Genomic DNA, 25,730 nt, shown 5'->3' with positions numbered 1-25,730 from the left:
TTTTGAACAACCTCTTATAATTGTTGTCAATTAGAATTCAAGAACCTTGTTGACCCCTTCAATAATCCGGGCCGGAGTAGGAAGCCACTGATCTTCGATTTGCGCAAACGGATATATAGTATCCGGAGGCGTGATACGAAGCACTGGAGCTTCCAGATGCAGGATAGCTCTTTCATTGATCTGAGCGATAATCTCAGCCGCCATACCTGCGGATTTTTGAGCCTCCTGAACCACGATCGCACGATTTGTCTTCTTCACGGAAGCAAGGATTGTATCGATATCAAGCGGCACAAGGGTACGAAGATCGATGACTTCAGCCTTGATTCCCTTGGTTTTCTCCAGTTCTTCAGCAGCCTTCACAGCAGTATGAACCATCATGCCGTAAGCAATAATCGTAACATCGGAGCCTTCGCGAACAATGTTAGCTTTGCCAAGCTCAACCGTATATTCTCCTTCCGGCACTTCAGCGCGGAAAGCATGGTACAGATTCAAATGCTCCATGAAGAATACAGGATCGTTATCGCGAATAGCGGAGATCATAAGACCCTTGGCATCATAAGGATTCGAAGGAATAACCAGTTTGATCCCCGGAGTTTGGGCGATCAAGCCTTCGAGAGCATCCGTATGGAGTTCAGCAGCTTTAACACCGCCGCCGTATGGCGTACGGAATACAATCGGAGAATGATAGCGTCCGCCGGAACGGTAACGCATGCGCGCTGCCTGAACCAGTATTTGATCGAGTGCTTCGAAAATAAAGCCGACGAATTGAATTTCCGCTACAGGACGGAAGCCTTGAATCCCGAGGCCGACAGCCATACCGCCAATTGCGGATTCAGCCAGCGGCGTATCAAATACACGCTCTTCTCCGAACTCCTTTTGCAAACCTTCTGTAACGCGGAATACCCCGCCGACATTACCTACGTCTTCTCCGAACAGCACGACATTCGGATCCCGGTTCAACTCTACGCGCATCGCATCGCGAATTGCTTCTTTCATATTCATTTGTGCCATTGCTTCATATCCTCCTCAATAGAACTTCTTTCAGGCTTATTTAAAATCCGCTTTTTGCTCTTCCAGATGCTTAGGCGTTTGCTCGAACATGCTGTCGATCAAACCAGGAATCGTCATTTTCTCGGTTTGTTCCGCTTTCTTAATCTGTTCGTTCACTTTTGCCTTGGCTTCTTCCTTCACGCGGGCCGTTTCTTCATCGTTCCAAAGTCCCTTTTTCTCCAGGTACTTGGCAAGACGGGCAATCGGGTCCTTCTCGCCCCATTGTCCTTCTTCTTCCTTCGTCCGGTACTTACTTGTGTCATCGGACAAGGAATGCGGACGGAAACGGTAAGTCACAGCTTCGATCAACGTAGCTCCTTCGCCGTTACGCGCACGTTCAGCAGCTTCCTGAACCGCACTGATCACCGCGAATACGTCCATACCGTCGATCTTGATACCGCGAATCCCTGCCGCTACCGCTTTATGAGCAATGGACAAAGCCGCTGTTTGCTTCGAGAATGGAGTTGTAATGGCATAACCGTTATTTTGCACAAAGAAAATAACCGGCAGCTTATATACGCCTGCATAGTTCAGTGCTTCGTAGAAATCGCCTTCGGACGATCCGCCGTCACCGGTATAAGTAATGGCCACTTGCTTCTGCTTCTTCAGCTTGTAGCCCATGGCAATACCCATGGCATGAAGAACCTGTGCGCCGATAATAATTTGAGGCATAAGTACATTAACGCCTTCCGGAATTTGTCCGCCGTGTTGATGACCGCGGGAATACAGGAAAGCTTGGTACAATGGAAGACCATGCCATACGAGCTGAGGCATATCGCGGTAACCCGGGCAGACAAAGTCATTCTTGTCCAGCGCGAATTCACTGCCGACCATCGTTGCTTCTTGTCCGGATACCGGAGCATAAAATCCGAGACGACCTTGGCGTCCGAGGTTAATGGCGCGTTCGTCCCAAGTACGTGTAAATACCATACGGTACATTAATTCTTTTAACTGATCGTCCGACAAATTCGGAACCATCTCTTTGTTTACAATTTCTCCATCCGGCGAAAGGACGGTTAAAGCTTCGACTTCCTCCGTATATACTTCATAAGGAATCCTGCTCATTTTCTTCACCTCGACAAAATATTTGATTATCATGTTCCTCTGTTATAGAATTATTATACAACTGTTTCACCTGATTAGTCAAAGGAATTGCGATAAAATGACTAAACTTTTTATCTTTGTACGTATAACAGTTAGTGAATAATTGTATAACAGAAATCCTGTATTTGGCTTGTATGCGTTTTCCGTACTACTGGATATCTTAACTTAAAGAGACTCCAAAAGCAAAATCTTAAAGAAGCAAGGAGCGTGCCTAACCATGACAGATTCCCGTTATTTAAAGCGGACAATTATTAAGGAAGAGCTCGAAAGCCGATACCTGGAAGAGAAGCGAAAGCTTCGAATCTACCTGCCGCCTGGCTACAACGAAATCCTAAGTTACCCTGTTGTATATTGTCAGGACGGCGAAGAATTTTTTAATTTCGGGCGAATCGCAACCCATGCGAATCAGCTGATATTAGATGAAGGCATCGATCCATTCATCATTGTCGGCATTGAAGTCGATACTTCGATCCGAACTGAAGAATATGCTCCTTTCGGGAATCGCTTTGATGCCTACATGAACTGTATAACTGATGAGATTATTCCCTTTGTCGAAAGCAAATATCCCGTTCGGCGCGAAACGCGCGAGCGTATTCTGGCCGGAGATTCCCTGGGCGGCTCCTTCTCTCTTCATCTGGCGATGAAACATAGGGATCTGTTTTGCAATATTATTAGCTTGTCCGGCGCATTTTACGAGGCTTCATTGAACATAATCGAATCTTACTCCGACCTCTCTTCTTTATCTGTTTTTATGATTGTAGGTCTTCAAGAGCAGACATATACGACAGATACGGGAACCTATAACTTTGTCGAATTAAATCGAAGAGCCAAAGCTTTGCTTGAAGAGCGCGGAGCTAAGGTCTCCTATGCGGAGAAGGACGGGAAGCATCTATGGGGCTTCTGGCAACAGGAATTGCCTGATGCGCTGATTCACTTTTTAGGATAATTACCCGATAAAAGAGCAAAAAAGTTGAGCGAGAAAACGCAAGGTTTCTCGCTCAACTTTTTTTAATTTGTTTCAGTGCTTATTTCTATCCGATGAGGCTTCCCCATCAGCAATTCTTAGTTATCTTTCAACTTTTGGACAGCCGGTGCTTTATTTATAAAAAGCTGCTATGCTCTGAATTCACATTTTTGCTGGAGGATTTCAGGGAACGGCGCGGCAGCTTCCATTTGAAGTGCACCGACAGCATGCGAGCAAATACGATCAGAGCAAACAGGAATAATAATCCTACTGTATTGCTGAAGATGCCCAGCCCGACACTAAGACCGCCAATCATTGCCCATACCGCATAAATCTCATCCCTAAGCACAAGCGGCTTCCGTCCGGCAAGACAATCCCGAATCATCCCCCCGCCAATTCCGGTTAGTACCGCAGCAACGACAACCGCAATTAACGGATGGTTCATGTTTGTAGCATATAAAGCTCCTTGGATCGCAAAGGCTGACAAACCAATTGCATCAAACAACGCTTCTGTCTTCTTCCAATGGGGAATCCACTTGATCGGAAGCAAGAAGGCTGCAAGGATCGATAACACCGCCCACAGAATCAATTCACCCTGTGACCATAATGTTGTAACAGGAACTCCTATTAAGACGTTGCGGATAACACCGCCTCCAAATGCGGTTACCAATCCAAGGACAAGCACACCGAGGATATCATAGTCCTCCTCCATTGCCACGAACGCGCCCGACATGGCAAAAGCAGCTGTGCCGATGATGCTGAAAATATCAAATAAATGCATCTTCTGTTCTCTGCTCCCTCTCACATACAATGTTTCTTTCGTCCATTGTATTCCGGGCAGCTTAAATTGTGCAAGCTTAAAAGTTGAATTATACTAATATTTAATATTGATAAGATGAACTACCGGATTGAGACCTAGAAAGGAAGATTTCAGACATGGAAGAGAAACGGGTGTATATTTTTGCCGGCGGCCGAATTGATCCCTCCTGTCTTGAGCAAATCACATTCTCCGAATCTGATATGATCATCGGAGCTGATCGCGGCGCTTTATTTCTAATACAACATGGCCTGTCTCCTGATATTGCAGTCGGTGACTTTGATTCCGTCAGCCCGGAAGAACTGGACTTGATCGCCGCTAACAGCAAGCAATTCATTTCCTGTGATGCCATAGACAAAGATTTAACGGATACGGAGTTGGCTTTTGATCTGGCAATTGACAATAAGGCCACCGAAGTGACGATGCTCGGCGTATTGGGAACCCGGTTCGACCACTCTTTAGCCAATGTGCACATTATGATGCGCGGACTGCAGCATCAAATCGCAAGTTCCATCTGGGATGCGAACAACTACATTACCCTGACCGGGACGAGCTGCGAGCTGGAAGATCGAGGGTATACATATGTATCTTTGCTCCCTCTGACCACAGAGGTAACGGGAATAACGCTGGAAGGCTTCATGTATCCCCTGGAGAACGCAACCATTAAGATGGGACAATCGCTTGGTGTCAGCAATCGTCTGACCCATGGTCGAGGAGTGATCCGGATAGACAGCGGCTTGCTATTAATTATTCAGAGCAAGGACTGAGACGGAAACAAAACATCTATAAAAAATGACAGATTCGTAATAAATTTATACCTATGTTTCTTCTTTTGAAAACACGGAATTTTTCTTGATATATCAAGGGATTTTCGTGTTTTTTCGTTTGTTTTTTCACTTAAATTCTTACTATTTTGTAACTTTAATCTGTTTTTAATAATCAGGGGGAATCCCTTGCCCTGCAAGCAATACAGCAATTATGGATGATTTTGGGTGTATAAAAAGCTGATATACTCGGTTTACAAGCCGGTCGACAAAATACAAGAAATTTGGAGGTATACTAACTTGAACAGACACACACTATTCCAAAAAGTACTGACAATTGGAATCGCATCGACTATCGGATTCGGCACACTGCTTGCAGGAGGAGCCGAAGCGGCATCGGTACAGCAAGCGGAAAGCGCTGCTGTATCCAGAGGCACGCAGGTCGTTAATTACGGAAAAACATTTATGGGTACCCCATATAAATTCGGAGCATCTACGTCTACAACCAAAGTATTCGACTGTTCTTCCTTTATGAAGCATATTTTCAAGAAGTATGGCGTAACATTGCCTAGAACTTCTGTTCAGCAATCCAAGGTTGGCGTTGCTGTATCCAAGTCTAATCTGAAAGCCGGAGATTTGGTATTCTTCTCTAGCGGCAGCCGCTCTACCGGGAAAAACATTACCCACGTCGCCGTTTATATGGGGAATGGCAAAATTCTTCATACGTATGGCAGCCCAGGCGTAACGATATCCAACTTGAACTCGACTTTCTGGAAAAATGCCTATGTAAAGGCTCGTAGAGTACTCTAGTAATTGATCTCATAGCATTATTACCTCGACCGCACAAGGACTGCTTCCTGGCTAAACGACCAGAAGGCAGTCCTTTTGTCATCGAAGCACATATCCTGTTCCTCTCACAGTATGAATCAGCTTATGGCGATGGCCTTTATCAATCTTTTTTCGCAAATGCCTGATATATACGTCCACCACATTCGTACCTGTTGAAAAATCATAGCCCCATACCTCCTGAAGGATAATTTCTCTCGGGCAAACCTGTTCAGCTCGCTTTACCAAAAACCGCAGCAATTCAAATTCCTTGACCGTTAACCTGATTAACTCTTCGCCCCGAAACACCCGCTTGGCCTTCAGTTCCATCCTCAAGTCAGCATATGCAAGCTCCAAAGGGTTGCCGTCTGCAATGCGTTTGAATAACTCTATCCAGTGGCGAACACGGATGGCTAATTCTACGGTTGGGATTCCCTCCGGCAATATCTCGTGTGCTCCGGAAGAGTAGGCTTGGGCTAATTGCCTGCTGGTCCAGTTCTCGACAATAAAAATCCAGGGTAAGGATAACCGGATATCCCAGGCTCTCAGCCGATTCCAAGCAATCTCCTCCAGCGATGACGCGAAGATAAGGCATGCTTCCGGGGCGATCCGATCCATGTGTGCCTTTGCTTCATCTATGTCCGGATACAGCCAGGGTTCAAGGCCAAGCTGCTCCAGTTCCTCCTTTCGCTCGGAAGCGTCGAAATGATTTACCTCAACGATTAATATGCTTTCCTTCATTTGATATCTGCCTCCAGCCTTGTTCAATCCGGGTAATCCCAATTACAGTTAAGATGGGCAAAATAAAAGCAAACCATTCCTTAGCGAAATGGTCTGCTCCAAGGATACTAAATGCCGCTGCCTCTCCACTAGAGCACTAGAGCAACAGCACGTAATCCTTCACCGGCAATTCCACTCATAGTATCCAGCCTCTGCGGCATTCCGCCTATGAACATACACTTCTTCTGCTGCAAAAGGCAAATTGCAAATTCGCGATGAGGCATAAGGAAATCCTGAGACGGGATCCTTACCGGCCAGAAATTCCTTGGCTCTCACTACTCTCCCTCCGCCTAGTGCATAGTTATTGAACCGGCTCACTCCTGCGGGAATCCCTTGGAGAAATACCAGCATGCCGGGTTCATCCAGCGTATTGCTCCAATCTTCCTGTGAAATTGTCGGCATCGTAAACAGGTAAGTCCATCCAAGCTGCCGCACGACCGTATTGTGGCTTTCTATAGCTCGGGAAAGGTCTTGTTCAATGGAGTGCACAATTGCCGATCTTCTCAGCTGGTCGAATTGCACTGGATCTGAGAGCAGATCCGGAAGCAAGACATGCGGAAGCTCCCCTCGCTTGCCCTGGATTTGCTCGCCTGTCTGGTGGTCAATGACAGCAACCTGATCATCCAGTGTGAATGCGGCACTATAGCCTTGCTTATCCTCATAAATGAAGGGCTTCTTTGGCATCCATTGATGGGATGACTGGATAACATTGCTCCCGTCCATTTCGTCAGCGAGTTCATACATATAATATCCGTCATAATCAATAACAATAATAGCCGGAATGTACAGCATGAATGCATCCAACGCCGCCGAATCGTCAGCAATGCCAAAATTATATCCAAGAGAACTCCGCAGCACAGATAGCGCCTCTTCTTTGTTCACCCTTGATTGCTTGTCCGAAGCATAGCCATACTCATCAGCCTGTAAATAGTTACGGGTCAGAACAACTCCCGCATCCTGCACTGCTGTCCTGAGCGCTGTTGTATACTGGATTTCCAGCACACGGGCCTGCCGGAGCTGTGCGGTATTCCATCCCGTCACCACACAGAGCGGTAAGAGAATGATCACGAAGATCAATGACCAATCAGTAATCTTCATTCAGGATCATCCCTCCATAGGCAAGCCTTCCGCTGCTGCTTTCTTTCCCGGTCAGTCCAACCAAGTATCCGGATAAAATCTGGTAGGTCGATCGTGAGCGGGGAGTTAGTGTCACCACCCAGAAGTCCCCCAGTTCCATCACATACAGCCTTCGATCCAAGCTCCCGTTCCCGCCGGAAACCTCAGGATATAACACCTCCATCACATCCTCAGTAAAGTAGGCGTCATAGACAACCTTAAATTCATGCTGAAAGGTCGCGGCATCTGCCGGGTCATCGTATTCCGGATGGTATTTCTTGTGTCTATGTTCCAGCTCAATATCGAACACAACACCGCTGCGCGCAAGTTCCCTGCTAAAGTCCTCGACCATCTCAGGCGATACATACCCTTTATTTCTAACCGCATCGGTAAATTGCACCAGACTGTTATAAGCGGAAAGCATGCGCAAATCCTCCTCGCGCTGAGCTGTCTGCATTAACGGGAAAAACAGGATCAGCACAATGGCCAGCAACGCAGCAGTAATCGATGAGAGTGCATTCCCCACCTTCCTCCCCCTAATCTCTCTTAAATTGTATTGTTATCAGGCCACCAGCTCTTTCTGTAGTTACCGATGCCGTATAAGATGCTGACAAATCAATCACACCAAGCAGTCGATAAAGATCCTGATCGTATAAGGCAGCGGGATCATTCAAATCCGGAAAAATCGGTTGGATGACCTCCCCATCGACCACGATTTCAGCTCCTTCAGCCGCCCATCCGCGCATTCCGTACAGCATCTGCAATCCGCTGTATGTACCCGGCCCCGGAATGCCCGAACTATCGATTCTTGGCAGCGTCTCCTTGCCATAGGCAACGGTGTGCTCCTGATTTTGGATATGGGCTGCGGTATGTATGAGAACAGCATCCTGTACTTGCACCTGCTGCAGGACACCCCATAATGCCATGACAGCGATTGAGGCTCCGGAGCCTGTCCATAGCAACGCTTTGATCGGACTATTCATAGCAACCGGACTCTTATGGACTGACTGTGGTTTGTGTGAAGACGAGACCGCGCACAACATTTGAATTATCTTTAATCACCTTGGCTTTGAACTTGCCGCTTGGATTCACGTATTCGTTTAGCTTCTCATTCCAGGTGTTGCTGATGTTAGCACCGCTTGCTCCAATAACAGATCCATACTGCTCATTCGTCAGAGTTCCCGTGATGCGCAGCATATCCCCATACCATTCACCGGCTGCATTTTTTCCCGTCTTCACCTGAATTCCAAACTCTGCGCGGTCCTTGAACTTTCGCAGCGCATTGGTGACCTGGGACCCGCTGACCGTTGTATCGTCATATACTGTAAAGGAAGCTTGCGACAGCTCGGTTTGGATATCGGAGAAATTATTTTGCGCCGTTTTGGTCGCCTCCTGAGCGGATACAAATAAAATGACCACAATTGTAATCAATGCTATTGTCAAAAAAATACCCGCGGCTACTTTTAAAGCGGAAGATGCATTATTCATAACTAAAACCTCCTGTGAATTAGCACATTATAAGTGCTGAATTTGCTCAAAATAGATGTCCATCTGCCGGAAGCTCATCCAGATCAACGGGATGACCAGGTATCCGAATATTAGGGAATACAATGGTGCGAACCCGAACATCCGCCCCAGCTCAGCCTTCGTATCCAGAGACTTTTCAAATTGAAGGCGTCTTTGTTCAAATTGAAAGGACATGTCGCTCTCCAGATCATCAAAGGCCGCGTGAATCGTTATTTTCTCGTTGGCCAGTATCAGCTTGTCTACAAGCTGGCGAAATTCCTCCAGCCCGGCTTCTTCTTTCAGTTCCAGAAGAGCAGCTTCCGATCCATGCGAGAAATGCAGCAGGCATTTTTGCAGCGGCTGTCTGAAGATGACGGCATAGCTGTACATCCATTCCAAAATCTCTTCTACCGAAATCCTGTCTAATTCCCTCAAAATATAAATCATTGTCTGAAACTGATATACTTCATTCTTCCTGTCGATCATCCTGATTCTTCGCTTTAGCAGCAGCATTAAGTACGGCATGTAGTAACCGGCCATACCGAGTCCGGCAGCCGCCGGAAGCTCCCACCATTTGAAGTACTCCTGATCAAGCCGATTCAGTTTATCGATAATCCGGATATAAACAGCCTCAGCTTCGAGCTCAAGTGCAGCTCTATTTTGGTTTCCCTCGGACAGAGCTTCCATGATCTCAGCCTTTAACTGCTCTTTATCCGTCCCTGAACGAAAGGCATCGGAGAGTAGAAGCTGCTTGTCCAGACCAACAGCTCTTTCAGCAGCCTCCCGATCCTGGGAAGAAAGCGAGCCGAAGAAAGTGTATCCGGCAGGAGCCTCATTCTCGATCCACTGTTTGCTTTTCCAGTGCATACTGAATGCCCCGCCCACTGCGAGCACCGTGCACAGGATAAACACCAAGATTCGTCGAAGCTGGAATAGCTCCAAGCTCTGGGAGTGGTTGGTATCCTTCAATAGCTGCTGGAGATGAATCCGGGCCCGGGAGCCCGGCAACGGGATAAAACAAAGCGCGATTTGCCTTAACCCCTGAAGCCGATAGAGCTTCGCCTCCCAACTCATGCTGTCTTCCCTGTGACGAGTAGCGTACTCCTCCTCGCCCTTCAGCTTCTGCAACAGCAATGTACTCAGCAATACGATGAGCAAAAGGCCTGCCTTCACGAAAATTCCTGCCTTGCTTAAGTAAAACTGTTCTGTTAAAGGAAAGCTGGAAATGGCCCAACGTTCGACCGGCCGGGTAAAGAATACCGGCAGCAGCGCGATGAAACTTAATCCTTTCAGCAGATAATCCAATCTTTTTCTGCGAAGCACATCCAGCTGGATTTCTCCGGTCAAATTGCCCAGTCCGCGCAAATAGAGCGAACCCTTTCCCTTGTTCTGATCCCCAAACTCCATGATTAATCGGGATATTCCGGCGAATGCCTTCAGAAAGCGATTAGGGGCAGTCTCATAATAGCGCTCCAATGCTTCTTCAGGCTTGCTGTCCGTTAGCGCATCATGAATGAATCTTGCATGACGGCGGACCGGTTCAGCAGCGTCTTCCCCCGCTTCTTCAACTGCGTCTGCTGCCATACCATGACGTTGATAGGCATGTCTTACCCCGGACAAAAGAGACAGCATTCCCTCAAGCAGCTTGACCTCAAGCCGATTCACCTTCAGTTCCAGCAGCTGCCCTTGAATGACCGCGCTGACGATGAGCGAGGTAAGGCCGAAGATCACACCAGGGTTCATCACCAATAAGCCAATTAACGTAGCCGTATTTATTCCAGCCAGCACATAAAGCATTTGCATGCTCTGGATCCGAAGTGTTCGCTCCTCATACATTTGGATAACCGACATTCTTGTACGGACCTTCATCAGCAAATAGCGTATCCACACCGTCTTTAAGGCAAGCGAATAAGATCTCAGCATAAATTGCTGACAGAGCCCTTTATAGCCTGCTCGAGATTGCATTTCTTCACTTGATCCCGCAGCAACAGCTTCCATCCTTCCCTTGTGCCGGCCAAGCATCATGAGGAGCAGGAAGACGATGAAGGAACCACCGGCTGCCAGCCAAAGCACGGCTCTAAGCTCCAATATTCTCCCTCCAGACCTCAGCGGTAAAATCCAGAAACGAGGCAGCATCCTGAATTTGCATGGACTTCGCCATTTCTGTGCGGCTAATCAAAGATAGTGGCTCTATAGCGACATAGGCCCCCTCTCTGTATTCCACAATCGTACGCTCAATGTAGCCCTTCCTCCGTCCGGAAAATCCTTTCTCTTTCTCCTCGTCGCCAGGCTCTCTGCAGCATTCGGTAATCCGTTCAATATACCGATTTCCCTTGGCATCCTTACACAGGTGAATATCAAAATCGATGACATCGGCTACCTGCTGCTCGGCAATAGTCTCATCGCGAAAAACGCCGCTTTTCAGCAAAGAATTGCGTAAGGACTCGATTAGATTGCGAAAGGTTTTGGCGTGATGCGTGAATACGGTAAACAAGCTCGCCACTTGTGCTGTCTGAATCATCCAGGAGGCGACCTCATCGGTTGCCACCTCTCCGAGGATATGTACAGTACCGTCCGTCTTCTTCTGAAGATCCAATCCGGCTTGTCCTGAGACTGTGTTTGTCTCTTTAAAGCTGAGAATATTCCGCGAGGAATAGATTCGCCGCAAATTCAACTCGAAGGACATCTCCTGAACACGCAGCGTATAGGTCGGATCGATATGCCGCACCAACGCCATCAACAAGGTTGTCTTGCCCGAGCCCTGCGCTCCCGTAATTGCCGTAATTCTACCGCCCTTCATCAAATATTTCAGCAATGTAATGGGGAGCACGGCGTTTCTGCCCGGAATCAAGTCTGGCAATGCAGCATTTTGAATATCGAATTTCCGGATAAAGAATGCCCAGGTCTCGGCAAATGGCGGCCGCACCACAACGACACGGGAACCATCCTTCATTTCATTGACCTTATAGCCATTCGCTTCCGACAATTGTCCGGGCAAATTGTACTTATATATGTTTTGACACACACGCTTTAACTCGGCCTCACTGCCAAAGGTCAGGAACGATATCCGGATACTTTTCCCCTTATAAAAAATCCAAACACTGTCCCAAGCCGATGTTACCGGGAACCCGTCGCCATCAAGCCTCTCCCCTTTGTCAGGGGTGTCCGATTGATCTAAAATACTTCTTAGCGTAGCATCGGTTACTCCGCTCACCCCGCCGCTCACGCCATCAATCCGCTGCTCCCGAATGACATCAATGACAGAATAACCTTTATACAACTGATAAATCCGCTGAACGACCAGTTCCAGCTTCTCTTCAAATAATAGCCGACGGCCTTCCCGATAATAAATGCCGAAAATATCATCCGCATTGATCTCATAATATCCGCCCAGTTCCCCGCCAGCAGGATGTCTCAGCCTGTCCAGCTCATATTCTTCAATTAATGCCGTAAGGGCTCCATCACCATGCCTCAGCGCATACAGATAAAGAATGATCTCGAACTGGTCCTGGGCGCTTAATCGCTCGCGCTCTTCAAAGGGAATAATCCGGTCAATGTTATCCGGCTGAATCCCATAACCATTAAGCAGTAAATCTTTAATAAATGACTTCACGTAGGCCTTGTCCTGCACATCACCAAATGCGGCTCCTCTAAGCGCCTGTCTCAGCTCTGTCCGCACCCTCACCCTTCGTGCCCAGGCCTCTTCGTTCAAGCTCCATTCACGCTCCGGGTTTCGGCTTAATTCATGGAGCTCCCGCTTCACATATTTAATGAGCTCAGTAATTACATATGGATCATGGACAAGCATGTTACTAGACGAGGCCGAATTGAATGTGCGTATTTTAAACCACAAAAAGGCAAGCGCTGCTGTAATGATTGAGACCAGGATCAATGTGTTCCAGCCATGAAAGCTCATGCGTTATCTCTCCTCTCCGCCAACGGCGGACAGCGTTCTGCCAGTCGGTGTTTGCTGCATAATCTGCTCCGTCAATCTCTCCAAACCGGAGAAGAACGGACCCGATGTCCTTTTGCCAAGCGGTTCGGAGGTGTGATAGTACATGAACCTCAATAAGTCCCGATGATTAACCGCATCCCGAAAGGCAGTACAATAATCCAGTGCAATGATCGGAACACGGGCTTTATACCGGCGCCGGATGTTATTCACGCTCCAGCGCGAGCTCCTGTCAAAGTCCCTCAGCACCAATACCTCGTACGATAAGCGAATGTCAGATGGATCTGCTCCGTCCTTTTCTTCAAAAAATTTCTCCAGCAGCATTCGATTTTGTGTCAGCACTGCAACTCGAATTTCAGAATGGGGCAAGCTCTGAGCCTCGCTCGAATAAGTAATTGTGAGCCCATAAATCTGCTCGGCTAAACGATAAAGCCCGATAGCAGGTATCTTGCCATGAATAAATCCGGATACGATATCCAGCTTCTCCGCGATCAAGGAGTAGGTATAATCCCTAAAGTTACCCGCAGACAGCCTTTGATTAGCCTGTAATCTGAGCAATGATTCAATACCATGCTCACGAACCTGGAACCCGGAGGAGTCCTGCAAGCCATCGGCATGAAGCCTCAGGCCGGACTCCAAGCCTCCCCCTGCTTTATGCTCATTGAGCAGCAGGACCCTTCCGGGCCGTCTTAAACTATGGTAGACAGCAATGGCAGCAGCGATGTCAGCAGCACCACCATCTCCGTAATCCCAAAAATGAACTCGGCTCATGCGCCTCTCCTTTCTGCATGACGAAATACACTCCAGACCTCAGTGTGCGCCCAGCCCGTAAGCTCTCTTACGAGTCCTATTAAAGCTTGCTTGTAGGCTCTGGATATCCGTTTCATCCGAATCATGCCGGTATGCTCATTGGAAAGGCGAATCTCTTCATTTTCTTCTTTCCACGGAATCGAGATCATCTTCTCCCTCCAGACCAGCGGCAGCTCGGTAAGCAAGTCAAGTGTATAATCGTGATTCCTGATGGAATCCAAAGCCCTGATGAAGACTGGCTGAATCTCTCTTCCATGAAACTGCGGATATTGCTTACAGATATTATGGAGCCATTCTATACTTCGGCCTAACTCACAATGATCAGGCGTACTTACCCAGACCAATCTATCTTCGCCCTCTAACTGCATATCGATAGATTCATTAGCTGTTCCTATGTCATACAGACAATAGTTATACTCTGCTAATTCTGCGTCCTCCGGTGACCAGGTAATATCAAATCCGTTGTACTCGGTTACTGCCAGCTCTTCTATTCCTGTATTAGTCAAATAGCGGTACATATGTCCGTCTGTCCAATCCACCAGCAGCACCTTGCTTCCGCCAAGCGCCATCAATTTGCAGGTATACAGCACAAGATCCCGCTTGTCGCATCCACCCATAAACAGCCATTGCTTCAATCCATTTCTCTCCTCTCCCCGCACGATATGCATCAATCGGACGGGCTCATCACAAATTGCGCTTCATTGTCGGAAATCCTTTGTTGCCCGGATGTTGAACCTAAGCTAACTGCAAAAGCCGCAGATGACTGTCCGTCCAGAACGGCTAATTCTCCATCCAGTCTTGCCCGAGCGGAGGCTGCCAGTTCAAGCTCGGCTAGCTTTACAATATTAGGATCCTTCTTCATCAATTGAAGAACGGCTTCGTTAGCCGGATAGGTTGGGATGGCCTCAGCCTGAATGCCCGGCTCCACGTAAAGCAAAGCATAAATGGAGGCTTTATGAAGATACGCATCGACTATGGCACTGGAAAGGGACAGCAGTTCCTTCTCATCCAAAGTCATGGTCACAACCCCATCCTGGTCGCGAAGCTCGCTGATCTTCTTTTTCGAAAGCAGTATGTAATCTTGTCCAGTCGGAAACTGAATACGCACATCGACCATGCTTCCATTGCTGGCGGCTTCGGGAAGTTGAATAAAACCCATCTCCCGGTATCTCAAATCATGAGAGAGAGGTTCATTCTCCCAGAGCAGGTTTTCCGTCAGCGGCATGTTCGCTTGAAGAGACAGCTTGGCGACACGGCCGACTATATCCTCGGAAGAGGTAAGTAATTGGTCCGGGATCCGATCTTTAGGCAGCTCTTGCTGCGTCAAGTCTTCGATCGTGATCATTTGACCGGTTTCCAACGGTTTTGAAGGAACCCACACTTTTACGGTGCTGTGCTCCAAAGCCTCCTTCAGCGCAGATAGCTCCTGATTCCATTTTTCCTCGGCAGCTTGCCGTGCTTCTCTTACTTGCTGCGCATATGCCAGCCACAATGAACCGGCAATAAGAGCAGATAGTATGAACCCTGCGCCTGCCGCAAAAAGCAGATGGCGCGTTTTTCGTCTCAGCTTAAACATTACATCCTTCCTTTCCAGCGTTGTCTTAATCGGGCAAAGCTGCCGGAACGCTTGACAGGCTCCCCTATCATCGGGAATATCAGCTTGAGCAATTCGCATGCCGCCTCGATTGCCTCCACTCCGGGTTGAAACGGATTATCTTCGGCCGGCAAGGCATATACGGAGACAGGCGACTTCAGCCTTCGCATCCGCTTTACGGTTCTCTCTGACGCGAAGGGAATTACGCATACTAATCCCCGGCGTCCAGCCGCAGGGCAAATCTCATGAAACTCTGCTTCCGCTCTGCGCCAGACTCCCGCCCCTTCGATCCAAATTGCAAGATCTGCACGGGCAAATTCCTCGAGCTCCTCTTTGCTCCGGCTTTCCCCTTGATCGAATACAATACATGCTCTATCACTTGTTAGTAGTTCAAGGCGCTCTGCGCGTGACGGTGAAGATAGATACTCAACTCCTTCCAGACTGAAAGCGCGTGCCGATTCCGCTTGCTCATCAATCAATCCTTCTTCGATTGCCGCTGCGGCAAGCTTCCGAAAATCAGAAGCCTTGCTGTCAGTTTCTATTACAGCTGTCTCAAAGCCCAGTTGGGCAAGAGTATGAGCTAACAGAATCGAAGTATGCGTAGAGCCTGCTCCGGGAAAAGCACTCATAACCGCAATCGTTAGCGGCCTATGCATGCTAGCCGCAACACTGCTTCGATGCCCTCTTCCGCTTCCTGAGGATGGCTGCTGCGAGCTGTTCTGCAGGATGCTTCTTAACGCAAAATAGGTCTGATCCGCTGATTCGTATCTTTCCTCCTTTTCTTGCGCCAGCAGCTTGGACAGTACCGGGTTCAATGAGGATAATCCCCGTCTCCCTATAAGTTGCTCCGCCTTTTCACACCAGAAGCTATGCTGCCCCTCTGTGGCCAAATAAAGCAAAACGGCTCCTAGCGAATACAGATCACTCCTTGCATCACTCTGGCTGCCGCCATACTGCTCCGGTGCGGCAAAGCCGATAGTGCCGAGCTTTACCGTATCCTCATCACGATGGATGCTGTACCTTCGAGAAATGCCGAAATCGATAAATCGAATGTCGCCGCTTGCGTCAACCATTAGATTTGACGGCTTTAAATCCCGATGAATTATAGGCGGATCAAGCCCATGCAAATAAGATAATCCTTCGCAGATTTGCATTCCGATAACAGCAAGCCGCTCCGCCGTCAGGCGCTGTTTTAGGTCGCTTGCATATTGGTCAAGATGTCTGCCGTCCACGTAATCCATAACTAAAAAATCGCAACCCAGCAGCGGATCAGCCACAAAATCTATAATGGTCGGCAACCGGTGATGATTCAATGCGGTTAAAAGATGCGCCTCCTCTTCAGCATCAACTCCCGCTGCTTCTCCGCCTGCAGTGACCTTGATGGCCCATCGCTTTCCGGACAGCTTCAAATCGGCGGCAAGAAACACTTTGCTGATGCCGCCTTCTCCCAGCAGCTTCAATAAGCGATAGCGTCCCGCCACCACGTCGCCGCAATCCGGAGCAGTCATCCATACTCACCTCCTTGAGAACGCAAAAAAGGAAAGTCTCCTGTCTTATCCGCAACCTGCGGACGGACAAAGGATACTTTCCCATGCGTCATTTGTATAATTTTGGAACCAGTATAGACCATGCTGGCTGCCTTTGTAAAGCAATATTTCATTCCAATTTAATTAATCGCATTAATATTTAATCATGTATAGCGTGATTTCGTCTCGGTTATGGAAGAGCTGCTTGGCCCGTTGAATCTGGAGTCTCGCATTCTGGAAGGTCGTCATGACCTCCTGAATCAATGCCATTGGCTTTTTGGTCAGCAGCTTCACCGTGATTACCGCAGTCCCCCCTGGAGCCAAGCAATACAGCAGCTCAGATACCAGCTTAGCGGTCAGCTTCGGACTCCAGCTCATATCACAGACAAGCAGGTCGAACTGATTATCCTTGAACTGCACACTCCCGGCATTCTTCTGAATATAAGTCAGTCTGGGAGAAGCAAGGACGGTGGGATGCAGTTTCGCTGGATCCACCGCAGTAACATTCAGACCTCTTTCCAGCAAGAAGGAGGTCCAGCCTCCTGGTGCAGCTCCGATATCCAGCGCTTGATGGAAGGAGGTAAAGTCAATTCCGAACACCTTCTCCGCTTCGAGCAGTTTGAACTTGGCCCGGGAGATTTGCCCCTCTTCCTTTTGAAATCGGACAGCGCCGCCGTTCCAGTCCGATATATTATGTTCAGGCTTAGCAATTCCCATATATACGGCATTTGCAGCCGCGAACACTGAGATAATCCAGTCCGCATCGCGAACTGCAAACTCGGCATTCAGTTCATCCAGGCCGCTCTGGATCGCATCCTTTAGCTCTGCCGCTGAACAATTCCATACGGATTGCTCGCTTTTTCTTGTCTGAACGGCAATCCGGCTTTGCTGCAGCCTATCATCATTTTTCAGGAGCTCCTGTATCTCAGATAGCCAAGCAGGAGGAACAGCATCCTCTTTTTCCACCCCGGACTCTCCTTGCCCAGCGATTTCCCAAGCCTGATCAACGACGAACATATGCCGCAGGAAAATAGGAGGCTGGCTTACCATTTGCTCTACCAAATTCTCTGCCGGCTCTTCAATCACAGCCACAAATACTTCTCCCGGCACCAAAAAGCGGCTCTTTACAGCACCGAACCGACGGCGCAGCTCTTCCTGTGCATATGGAGCAAACCCGTGATTTGCCGAGCATATTAATCTTGTCGTCAACCTAGTATCCCCCTGCTTTACGTTCAATTTCATCCAGGAGATCAAACGGAATCGGGCCGGTATGCAGAATGACATGGTCCGGCTTATTCTGATGCAATATGTCATACATGCTTCTTCTTCCATACATGCTGGAGGAATGTAGATAAATCTCGCGGGCATAAAGCCCTTCCATTGCAATAGCGGTAGCTACATCATTCCCCGTCTTCTCATTTGGTCCCATATCAAAATCAAGCGACAAGATGTCTACCTCTGCTTGCCTGAGCAGCTCCAGACATTCGTCGACCGATCTTGCCAAGGTGAATCCTTCGGGACATCGTCGAAAGTCATCCATATATACATGAATCACATTAATTCTTCCTTTCCGCAATTATTCCGGTTGTTCTGCCTCTATCCATTCAAAAACACGATTAATATCTTCCATGTAGGTGCCGTCTTCTCCCGATTCGCTCTCCATAATCATCGGCTTCGTCCGAATTACAGGATGGCTTAACAGACTGCAAAAGCCTGCCTTGCCAATGAATCCCTGACCGACTCTGGCGTGTCGATCCTTCCGGGACAGAACCGGATACCGGGAGTCATTCAAATGAATGACTTCAAGCGCATCCAAGTAACCGAGTTGCTCAGCTCTTGGTATAAAGTCATCATCATTCTCGCCGCGCCACATTCCGGATGCAAACGCATGGCACGAATCCAGGCAAAACCCAATACTGCCCGGCGATTGGCACAGGTCTCGAATCTGCACCATTTCTTCCAGTGTCATGCCCATCATACCATGGTCGCCAGCCTGATTCTCGATCAGAAGCTTGGCGATACCTCCCCAGCCGGATAGCACTTCATTTATACATTGTATAACATTTTGATATCCTTGTAAGGGGTTTCTTTTCTTATATGTGCCAAAATGAACAACAATTCCCAATGAGCCGCAACTCTCCGCAATTTCAAGATCATTCCTAAGTGACGACACAACTGCTGCGTATTGCCCTGCATCCGCTTCTTGTCCTAAAGCCAGATTTGAGGGATAAGGCGTGTGAGCAACAGAGATAATTCCATGCTTTGAGCTGATTTCCTTGCAACGGGATGCGTCTCTCTTATCATAATCCTTCACTGCCAAACTGCGAGGGTTTTTCGGAAAATACTGAAACGCCCCGGCACAATGCAGTCTCGCTTCTTCTGCTGCCTTACCGTATCCTCCCCTGATACTGAGATGGCCGCCGATCCTTATTTTATCGGACATCCTGACAGCCAGGGCTGTAGAATACTTTACGTCCATTCATTTCTTCCTTCACAATGCTATCACCGCACCTTGGACAAGGCTCCCCCTCGCGGTCATAGACCTTCAAGCGGTCATTTGCACCGCCGGTCACGGTATCCGCTTGCGTTAGCGGCAGTTCCATATAACCTCCGGCTTCGGTCATTTCAGACAGAGTCTCCCGCATTGCTTCATACAACCGCTCAAGATCCTCATCCCCGAGACTCTGCACCTTCACAGTAGGTCTCAATTCGGCCGCAAATGCAATCTCATCGGCATAACAGTTGCCAATGCCTGAGATCACATCTTGATTGACCAGCACCGTCTTCAGGCTGCCCCGGCGCTTTTGCAGCAGTTTTTTGAACAACTCCAGATTCATTTTTCGTCCGAATGGCTCCGGTCCCAGGTGGGACAAGGTTTCGTCCGCCTCACGCGCGCTCATTTCATGTAAATATCCCAGCCGCAGCCCGATGAAATAAAGAACCAGCTCAGGACCGAATTCGATTTCGATCTGGGTATTGCGGTTAGGCCGGTCATCTTTGGCACCTAAATAGATTAAGCCTCCAAGCATAAGATGAAGCAAAAGACGGCGCCCGTTATCCAGATGAAACAACAGATGCTTGGCCCGCCGTTCCACGAAAATAATCTTTTTCCCAACCACTCGTTCTTTAAACAGCTCTGCGGTTATATTCAACGATTTTTCCCTGTTAATCTGCACATCCGTAATTTCTTTGTCCAAGAGGCGCTTGGACAGCTCAATCCGGTAATGCTCCATTTCCGGTAATTCCGGCATCTTCATCGTCCTTTCAACTAGCGTTCCATTTACATCTGCATATACATTGAACCAAATAATTCTTAAGTTGGACTACTCGTAAAGTGTTCTCGATTCTTAGAATGCACCGGCGATGCTCTGACGCAATTCATGCAAATTACGGTAAATCAGATCCGGCTGTACTCCCGCATCAGCAATAAAGCTCTGGAGATTCGCATCGGTTGTAATTCCGGTAAGCACAAGTATGGTTCCACATCCGGCTTGCACGCCTGCAGATATGTCGGTCAGCATATTATCGCCGACAACAGCAACCTCTTCAGGGCTCAATCCCAGGCGATCAATCGCATGCTTCATCAATATCCCTGACGGCTTGCCGATGACAACGGGCTTGCTGCCGGTAGCTGCTTGAATCGCGGCTGACAGGGTTCCAGCCCCCGGCATCAGCCCGCCATTCGCAGGCAGCAAGAGATCCGGGTTGGTTAACACATACTTGGCTCCATTTCTGATCCAGCCTGCCGCATTTGCAAGCTTGTCATATGTAAAAGAAAGATCGATCCCTTGCACTACCACTTCAGGATCATCCTCCACAAGCCTCAATCCGGCATCCTCCAGCGCGCTGGACAATCCCTGTTCGCCGATATAGGCGACCCGGCAGCCAGGCTGTTCACCCGCTATATATTCGGCTGCCGCCACAGCTGAGGTGCATACTTGGTCTGCCTTGGCAGGAATCCCCATGGAGGATAACCGCTCGGCAACCTCTTCCGGCGTCTTTGAAGAGTTGTTCGTCACAAAGAGATACGGGGTCGAAGTCTGTTGAAATCCCGCGATCAAAATATCCGCTCCATCAATCATACGATTTCCGTGATATAAAGTTCCATCAAGATCAATCAGATAAGCTTTCCATCGCATCGTTGTCATGTTCATTTATTCACCCTCTGATCTCTATTGTACCTATAAATACAAAGAGCAGGCAAATTCCTCCAGTTGCTTATTTCCGAAAACGGTTCAAATCAGCTTATATTTTGTCGAATGCGCTCAACAACAGTCCAAATGGCCAATTTAGAGCCCGCTAACCTTGGTAATAACTGTCATTTCCTGCGCTTTCCCGGAAAATAATTTATACTTATCGCAGGACTGGGTACAACTCATGCTCCTGAGCCAGATAGGAATCCGGAAAAACTTCTCTTGCCTCAGACAGCAGTTGTTCCAGCTGATGCTCATATTTGTAACGGGAGCTAAAGTGGGTAAGATATAGGCTCTTACATTCACTTTGCTTAGCAACCTCGGCGGCCTGGCGCGCCGTACTGTGATGATAAGTATAAGCTGTCTCAGCCAGATCATGCATGAATGTCGCTTCATGCACTAATACATCCGCTCTATCAGCAAGCGGATGCTCGGCCGGACAAGGGCGCGTATCTCCGAGGATGGTCACGATTCTTCCACGCTTCGGTTCTCCTAGCACATCCTCAGGACGCAGAATGGTCCCGTCTGCTGTCTGTATGCTCTCCCCTCGCTTCAATTGACCATAGAGAGGCCCCGGTGAGATGCCATGCTTCGCCAGGAGCTCCTGGTTCAGCTTGCCGGGCTGGCTCTTCTCCACGATTCGGTAGCCGTAGCTGTCAATCCGATGATCCAGCTTCGCAGACTCCACCCGAAACGAGGCATCCTCGAATAAACTGCCGCCTTCATGCTCCACAATCTCCAATTTGTAATTAATTCTGGATTCGCTGAGCTCAAGCACAGTATTCACAAACCGTTTGATCCCAGGAGGTCCAAACAGTACGAGCGGCGTATCTCCCCCCTGATAGGCCCTGCTGGACAATAATCCGGGCAGGCCAAACAGATGGTCACCATGCAAATGAGTGATAAAGATAAATTCAAGCTTGCTCAGCTTTAACGGTGAACGCAAAATCTGATGCTGTGTCGCCTCGCCGCAGTCGAACAGCCAGAAGCTTCTCCGCTCGTCAAACAATCTTAACGCTAGGGAGGTTACATTTCTCTCCAGAGAAGGCACTCCGGCATTGGTTCCCATAAAGTACAGATCCATAATTCGCCTCCATCTCATCGCCGGGAATCACCCGCATTGTCAAAACCCTCCGAGATCTCGGAGGGTTCCTGGAACGGGGATTCTAAGCTTTGTCGACATTAAAGTACTGTGCTTCGGGATGCGCGAAGACCATTGCTGTGACCGAGGCCTCCGGCTCCATCATGAAGCCGTCAGTAAGCTGTATTCCGATGTCTTCCGGCTTCATCAGCTCAAATAGCGGCTGCTGGTATTCCAGATCCGGACAAGCCGGATAGCCGTAAGACACTCGAATTCCTTGATATCGGGCACCATGCCGCTGCTTCATCGTCATTTCAGGCGAATCTGGAAATCCCCAGATATCTCGCATAATGTGATGGACCCGTTCTGCAAGTGCCTCCGCAGTCTCCAAAGCAACGGCTTGAAGAGCATGCGAACGCAAGTAATCGCCATTCTGCTTCCATTGCTCGGCCTGCTCGCTGATGCCTTGACCTGCGGTAACAACGAGGAATCCTACGTAGTCCATAACTCCGCTCTCAACCGATTTAAGGAAATCCGCAAGGCACAGGAAGGGCTCGACCCGTTGTCTCGGGAAGGTAAAGGTGTGGAGCACACGGGAAGGATCTGCCGGGTCATAGACCAGAATATCATCTCCCCGCGATTGTGCAGGAAAAAAACGGTACATCGCTTGTGCTTTAATCGTACCGTGCTGCACCGCCGATTGCAAAATAGAATCGACAGTTTCTTTCAGCTGCGTTGCCTTCTCATCGCCGGAAGCCAGCAGCTGTTCCACGGAGCCCCGCAAGCCAAGATGATGCCCCAGCAGCATTTGCATATTAATGTACGGAATAATGTGATTCATCGGATAATCCCGAAGCACGTGGCGATCGAGATCCGGCGGGATATATACCGGGGCATCCGGAGAAATGCTTGATCTCAGCGCACGGGTTAGCGTCGGCAACGGTTGAACAGGCTTCTGGACCGCATCCGCCTCGAGCTCCTTAATCTGTTCCTTCCGGATCAACTCCCGGCGGGAAGGATCCATCAGCTGGTTCGCCAGATCAAGCCCGTCCATTGCATCCTTGGCATACAGCACCATACCTTCATATTCTGGCCGAATTCTCGTTCTAGTAAATTTACGGGTCAGGGCGGCACCGCCAACCAAAATCGGGACATCGATGCCTGCCGTCCGCAAATCTTGTGCGGTTGTGACCATCTGCTGCGCAGACTTCACCAACAGCCCGGACAAACCGATCGCATCCGGTTTCTCTTCCCGGCAGGATTCAATGATCCGTTCCGGTGGTACTTTTATACCCAAATTGATGATTTTGTAACCGTTATTGGATAGAATGATCTCCACCAGATTTTTGCCGATGTCATGCACGTCGCCTTTAACGGTAGCAAGCAAAATCTTCCCTTTCACCGAGCTCTCATTCTTCTCCATATGAGGCTCCAGGAAACCCACCGATGCCTTCATCACCTCTGCGCTTTGCAGTACTTCGGCCACGATCAGTTCATTCTTGTTGAACAACCGGCCTACTTCCTCCATCCCGGCCATCAACGGACCGTTTATGACCTCCAGCGCAGAGTATTTGCCCAGCGCTTCTTCCAAATCCGGGATCAGGCCTTCCTTCGAGCCTTCAACGACATAAGATGCCAGACGTTCTTCCAGGTTAAGGAGGACCGCCTTTTCTTTTTTCTCCGGCTTCTTATTCCGGAATGCGGCGACAAAGGCGGCCAATGTCTCATCATTTGTATTGTAGATTAATTCTTCAGCAAGTCTGCGTTCTTCCTCCGGAATCGAGGCATACCGTTCCAGCTTCTCGGTATTGACGATGGCATAATCAAGCCCTGCCTTGGTGCACTCATACAGGAATACGGAGTTAAGCACCTCGCGCCCTGCCTCCGGAAGCCCGAATGAGACATTACTGATCCCAAGCACGGTCTGGCAAGCAGGAAGCTCCTGCTTAATCAGCCTGATTCCTTCAATCGTCTCCTTCGCTGAACCAAGGTACTGCTCATCCCCTGTGCCAACAGGGAAAACAAGCGGATCAAAGATCAGGTTTTCCGCTTGAAGACCATATTTGTGCACAAGCAAATCATGAGACCGCTTGGCAACCTCCAGCTTGTCCATCCGTTTGATTGCTTGTCCCCGCTCATCTATGGTTCCTACGACAACCGAAGCGCCATATTTATGAATCAGAGGAGTAACATGCTCAAACTTTTCTTCCCCATCTTCAAGATTAATGGAGTTAATAATCGATTTCCCCTGGCTGTAGCTCAAGGCTAAATCCAGCACCGTTGGGTCGGTGGTATCGATCATCAGCGGTACCTTCACTTTTTTAGCAACCAGTTCAAGGAACTTCTTGATATCTTCGGCTTCATCCCGGTCCGGGTCCTGAACGCATACATCAATGACCTGTGCGCCGCTCTTTACCTGGGCTCTGGCAATCTCGGAAGCTTCCTCATATTTTCCCTCCACAATTAAACGTTTAAATTTGCGCGAACCCAGAACATTCGTTCTCTCTCCGACCATATAAGGCCGGTTGTCGCTCTCGATATATACCGGATCAATTCCGGATATCGCAGGCAAATGATTGCCGTTTAACGGCCGCGGAGGATACGCCTTCAATTGCTCAGCCATCGCCCGGATATGAGCAGGGGTTGTGCCGCAGCAGCCTCCGGCAATATTCAGCCATCCTTGCTCGGCAAACCCAGCCATTTTCTTGGCCAGCGAATCCGGAGACTCATGGTAATTTCCGTTTTCATCAGGCAAACCGGCATTGGGATAACAACTCACCCCTGCCTTCGCCATTTCGGACAAGGTGCGAAGATGATCACGCATAAATTCCGGTCCAGTCGCACAGTTCAAACCTACCGAGACCGGCTTGAGATGCTCTAGCGAAATATAGAAGGCTTCGATATTTTGACCGGCAAGGGTTGTACCCATCGGCTCAATCGTACCCGAGATCATGAGCGGCAGAGATTTCCCTGTCTTCGTATACGCATTGCGTATCCCGATGCTTCCTGCTTTTACGTTTAATGTGTCTTGAGATGTCTCAAGCAAAAGTGCATCAACACCCGCGTCAATCAGGGCAATCGCCTGCTCTTCATAGGTGTTGATCAGCTCCTGAAACGTGATCCCTCCAGTAACAGACAGCGTCTTTGTAGTAGGTCCCATCGCGCCTACCACATATCTGGGGTGCTCAGGGGTGCTATATTTCTCCGCAGCTGCCACCGCTAATTTAGCAGCCGCAAGATTAATTTCGCGCGAGCGATCCTGCAGGTCATATTCGGCCAGAACCACCGAGGTTGCCCCGAAGGTGTTCGTCTCAATTAAATCAGCACCCGCCTCAAGGTACTGTTCATGTATGTTCTGAATCAGCTCAGGCCGGGTAAGTACGAGAATTTCGTTACATCCGTCCAGTTCCTCACCGCCGAAATCCTCACTTTCCAGATTCTCCTGCTGGATCATGGTACCCATAGCTCCATCAAGTATTAATATTCGTTCTTTCATCATCATTTCCAAGCTAGGTTTACTCATGACCAATCCCTCCCGTAAAACGTTATGTTTTAGTTTAGCAGAAGCAAGCCGTTAAGAAAAGGGATAATCTTCTTAAGCTTAGCAGCTGTCCGATTCATTAAATATAGTAATCCTATTTATTTAGT

The 25,730-nt window shown here is 48.7% G+C and carries 24 protein-coding genes; 3 read left to right on the top strand and 21 right to left on the bottom strand.

Annotated features, from left to right (window positions below):
• Positions 1 to 30: 30 nt before the first annotated feature.
• Both KQJ23_RS11830 and pdhA read right to left on the bottom strand, forming a co-directional pair.
• Positions 31 to 1,011 carry an alpha-ketoacid dehydrogenase subunit beta gene (locus KQJ23_RS11830; protein ID WP_216479088.1) on the bottom strand — a complete coding sequence of 327 codons (981 nt, stop codon included), beginning with the start codon at positions 1,009 to 1,011 and terminating at the stop codon, positions 31 to 33.
• 36 nt (positions 1,012 to 1,047) lie between these two features.
• Positions 1,048 to 2,115 (bottom strand): pyruvate dehydrogenase (acetyl-transferring) E1 component subunit alpha, encoded by a 1,068-nt coding sequence (gene pdhA / locus KQJ23_RS11825; RefSeq protein WP_216479174.1) that lies wholly within the window; start codon positions 2,113 to 2,115, stop codon positions 1,048 to 1,050.
• Positions 2,116 to 2,371: 256 nt separating this feature from the next.
• Between pdhA and KQJ23_RS11820 the strand changes: the two genes are divergently transcribed.
• Positions 2,372 to 3,100 carry an alpha/beta hydrolase gene (locus tag KQJ23_RS11820; protein ID WP_216479087.1) on the top strand — a complete coding sequence of 243 codons (729 nt, stop codon included), beginning with the start codon at positions 2,372 to 2,374 and terminating at the stop codon, positions 3,098 to 3,100.
• Between the two features lie 154 nt (positions 3,101 to 3,254).
• Here KQJ23_RS11820 and KQJ23_RS11815 read toward each other — a convergent pair whose 3' ends face one another.
• The gene (locus KQJ23_RS11815) at positions 3,255 to 3,899 is read right to left on the bottom strand and encodes a trimeric intracellular cation channel family protein (protein ID WP_216479086.1); all 645 of its coding nucleotides are present in this window, start codon (positions 3,897 to 3,899) and stop codon (positions 3,255 to 3,257) included.
• Between the two features lie 155 nt (positions 3,900 to 4,054).
• On the opposite strand from KQJ23_RS11815, the gene KQJ23_RS11810 reads away from it, so the two are divergent.
• Positions 4,055 to 4,702 carry a thiamine diphosphokinase gene (locus KQJ23_RS11810; RefSeq protein ID WP_216479085.1) on the top strand — a complete coding sequence of 216 codons (648 nt, stop codon included), beginning with the start codon at positions 4,055 to 4,057 and terminating at the stop codon, positions 4,700 to 4,702.
• Positions 4,703 to 4,999: 297 nt separating this feature from the next.
• The gene (locus KQJ23_RS11805) at positions 5,000 to 5,509 is read left to right on the top strand and encodes a C40 family peptidase (protein WP_216479084.1); all 510 of its coding nucleotides are present in this window, start codon (positions 5,000 to 5,002) and stop codon (positions 5,507 to 5,509) included.
• A 78-nt stretch (positions 5,510 to 5,587) separates the two neighbouring features.
• Here the strand turns inward: KQJ23_RS11805 and KQJ23_RS11800 are convergent, their stop codons facing one another.
• The 18 genes from KQJ23_RS11800 to metH all read right to left on the bottom strand — a co-directional run bounded on the left by KQJ23_RS11800 (position 5,588) and on the right by metH (position 25,605).
• A complete protein-coding gene (locus KQJ23_RS11800; RefSeq protein ID WP_216479083.1) occupies positions 5,588 to 6,265 on the bottom strand; it encodes a winged helix-turn-helix transcriptional regulator in 678 nt (225 codons plus the stop codon).
• Between the two features lie 159 nt (positions 6,266 to 6,424).
• Positions 6,425 to 7,402 (bottom strand): hypothetical protein, encoded by a 978-nt coding sequence (locus tag KQJ23_RS11795; RefSeq protein ID WP_216479082.1) that lies wholly within the window; start codon positions 7,400 to 7,402, stop codon positions 6,425 to 6,427.
• Positions 7,389 to 7,946, bottom strand: a complete 558-nt coding sequence (locus tag KQJ23_RS11790) for a hypothetical protein (protein WP_216479081.1) — start codon at positions 7,944 to 7,946, stop codon at positions 7,389 to 7,391. Before KQJ23_RS11790 ends, KQJ23_RS11795 begins: the two co-directional genes overlap by 14 nt.
• A 10-nt stretch (positions 7,947 to 7,956) precedes the next feature.
• Complete coding sequence (locus KQJ23_RS11785) at positions 7,957 to 8,403, bottom strand: hypothetical protein (RefSeq protein ID WP_216479080.1); 447 nt, start codon at positions 8,401 to 8,403, stop codon at positions 7,957 to 7,959.
• A 13-nt stretch (positions 8,404 to 8,416) separates the two neighbouring features.
• Positions 8,417 to 8,908 (bottom strand): ABC transporter permease, encoded by a 492-nt coding sequence (locus KQJ23_RS11780; protein ID WP_216479079.1) that lies wholly within the window; start codon positions 8,906 to 8,908, stop codon positions 8,417 to 8,419.
• Between the two features lie 27 nt (positions 8,909 to 8,935).
• Positions 8,936 to 11,014 (bottom strand): hypothetical protein, encoded by a 2,079-nt coding sequence (locus tag KQJ23_RS11775; RefSeq protein ID WP_216479078.1) that lies wholly within the window; start codon positions 11,012 to 11,014, stop codon positions 8,936 to 8,938.
• Positions 11,004 to 12,842, bottom strand: coding sequence for an ATPase, T2SS/T4P/T4SS family (locus tag KQJ23_RS11770; protein ID WP_216479077.1), 1,839 nt, complete (start codon positions 12,840 to 12,842; stop codon positions 11,004 to 11,006). The genes KQJ23_RS11775 and KQJ23_RS11770 overlap by 11 nt, the downstream gene beginning before the upstream one ends.
• Positions 12,843 to 12,845: 3 nt before the next feature.
• The gene (locus tag KQJ23_RS11765) at positions 12,846 to 13,649 is read right to left on the bottom strand and encodes a hypothetical protein (RefSeq protein ID WP_216479076.1); all 804 of its coding nucleotides are present in this window, start codon (positions 13,647 to 13,649) and stop codon (positions 12,846 to 12,848) included.
• Complete coding sequence (locus tag KQJ23_RS11760) at positions 13,646 to 14,323, bottom strand: hypothetical protein (protein ID WP_216479075.1); 678 nt, start codon at positions 14,321 to 14,323, stop codon at positions 13,646 to 13,648. The genes KQJ23_RS11765 and KQJ23_RS11760 overlap by 4 nt, the downstream gene beginning before the upstream one ends.
• Positions 14,324 to 14,355: 32 nt before the next feature.
• On the bottom strand, positions 14,356 to 15,264 hold the full coding sequence (locus KQJ23_RS11755; RefSeq protein WP_216479074.1) for an SAF domain-containing protein: 909 nt from the start codon (positions 15,262 to 15,264) through the stop codon (positions 14,356 to 14,358).
• Positions 15,264 to 16,790 (bottom strand): serine/threonine protein kinase, encoded by a 1,527-nt coding sequence (locus KQJ23_RS11750; protein WP_216479073.1) that lies wholly within the window; start codon positions 16,788 to 16,790, stop codon positions 15,264 to 15,266. The genes KQJ23_RS11755 and KQJ23_RS11750 overlap by 1 nt, the downstream gene beginning before the upstream one ends.
• Positions 16,791 to 16,961: 171 nt before the next feature.
• Positions 16,962 to 18,050, bottom strand: coding sequence for a 23S rRNA (cytidine(2498)-2'-O)-methyltransferase RlmM (locus tag KQJ23_RS11745; RefSeq protein WP_216479072.1), 1,089 nt, complete (start codon positions 18,048 to 18,050; stop codon positions 16,962 to 16,964).
• Positions 18,019 to 18,348 carry a cyclic-phosphate processing receiver domain-containing protein gene (locus KQJ23_RS11740; protein WP_233500667.1) on the bottom strand — a complete coding sequence of 110 codons (330 nt, stop codon included), beginning with the start codon at positions 18,346 to 18,348 and terminating at the stop codon, positions 18,019 to 18,021. The genes KQJ23_RS11745 and KQJ23_RS11740 overlap by 32 nt, the downstream gene beginning before the upstream one ends.
• Positions 18,349 to 18,384: 36 nt before the next feature.
• Positions 18,385 to 19,251: a deoxyribonuclease IV gene (locus tag KQJ23_RS11735; RefSeq protein ID WP_216479173.1), complete on the bottom strand. Its 867-nt coding sequence runs from the start codon at positions 19,249 to 19,251 to the stop codon at positions 18,385 to 18,387.
• Complete coding sequence (locus KQJ23_RS11730) at positions 19,241 to 20,059, bottom strand: Fpg/Nei family DNA glycosylase (RefSeq protein ID WP_216479071.1); 819 nt, start codon at positions 20,057 to 20,059, stop codon at positions 19,241 to 19,243. Before KQJ23_RS11730 ends, KQJ23_RS11735 begins: the two co-directional genes overlap by 11 nt.
• Before the next feature lie 96 nt (positions 20,060 to 20,155).
• The gene (locus KQJ23_RS11725) at positions 20,156 to 20,956 is read right to left on the bottom strand and encodes a TIGR01457 family HAD-type hydrolase (RefSeq protein WP_249529701.1); all 801 of its coding nucleotides are present in this window, start codon (positions 20,954 to 20,956) and stop codon (positions 20,156 to 20,158) included.
• Positions 20,957 to 21,161: 205 nt separating this feature from the next.
• The gene (gene rnz, locus KQJ23_RS11720) at positions 21,162 to 22,085 is read right to left on the bottom strand and encodes a ribonuclease Z (RefSeq protein ID WP_216479070.1); all 924 of its coding nucleotides are present in this window, start codon (positions 22,083 to 22,085) and stop codon (positions 21,162 to 21,164) included.
• A gap of 82 nt (positions 22,086 to 22,167) precedes the next feature.
• A complete protein-coding gene (gene metH, locus KQJ23_RS11715; protein ID WP_216479069.1) occupies positions 22,168 to 25,605 on the bottom strand; it encodes a methionine synthase in 3,438 nt (1,145 codons plus the stop codon).
• Between the last annotated feature and the right edge of the window lie 125 nt (positions 25,606 to 25,730).

It is taken from the genome of Paenibacillus brevis (assembly GCF_018919145.1).
In the GTDB taxonomy this organism is placed as follows: Bacteria; Bacillota; Bacilli; order Paenibacillales; family Paenibacillaceae; genus Fontibacillus; species Fontibacillus brevis.
Note: the sequence above shows the minus strand (reverse complement) of the source record. Positions and strands in the feature narration are given on the sequence as shown.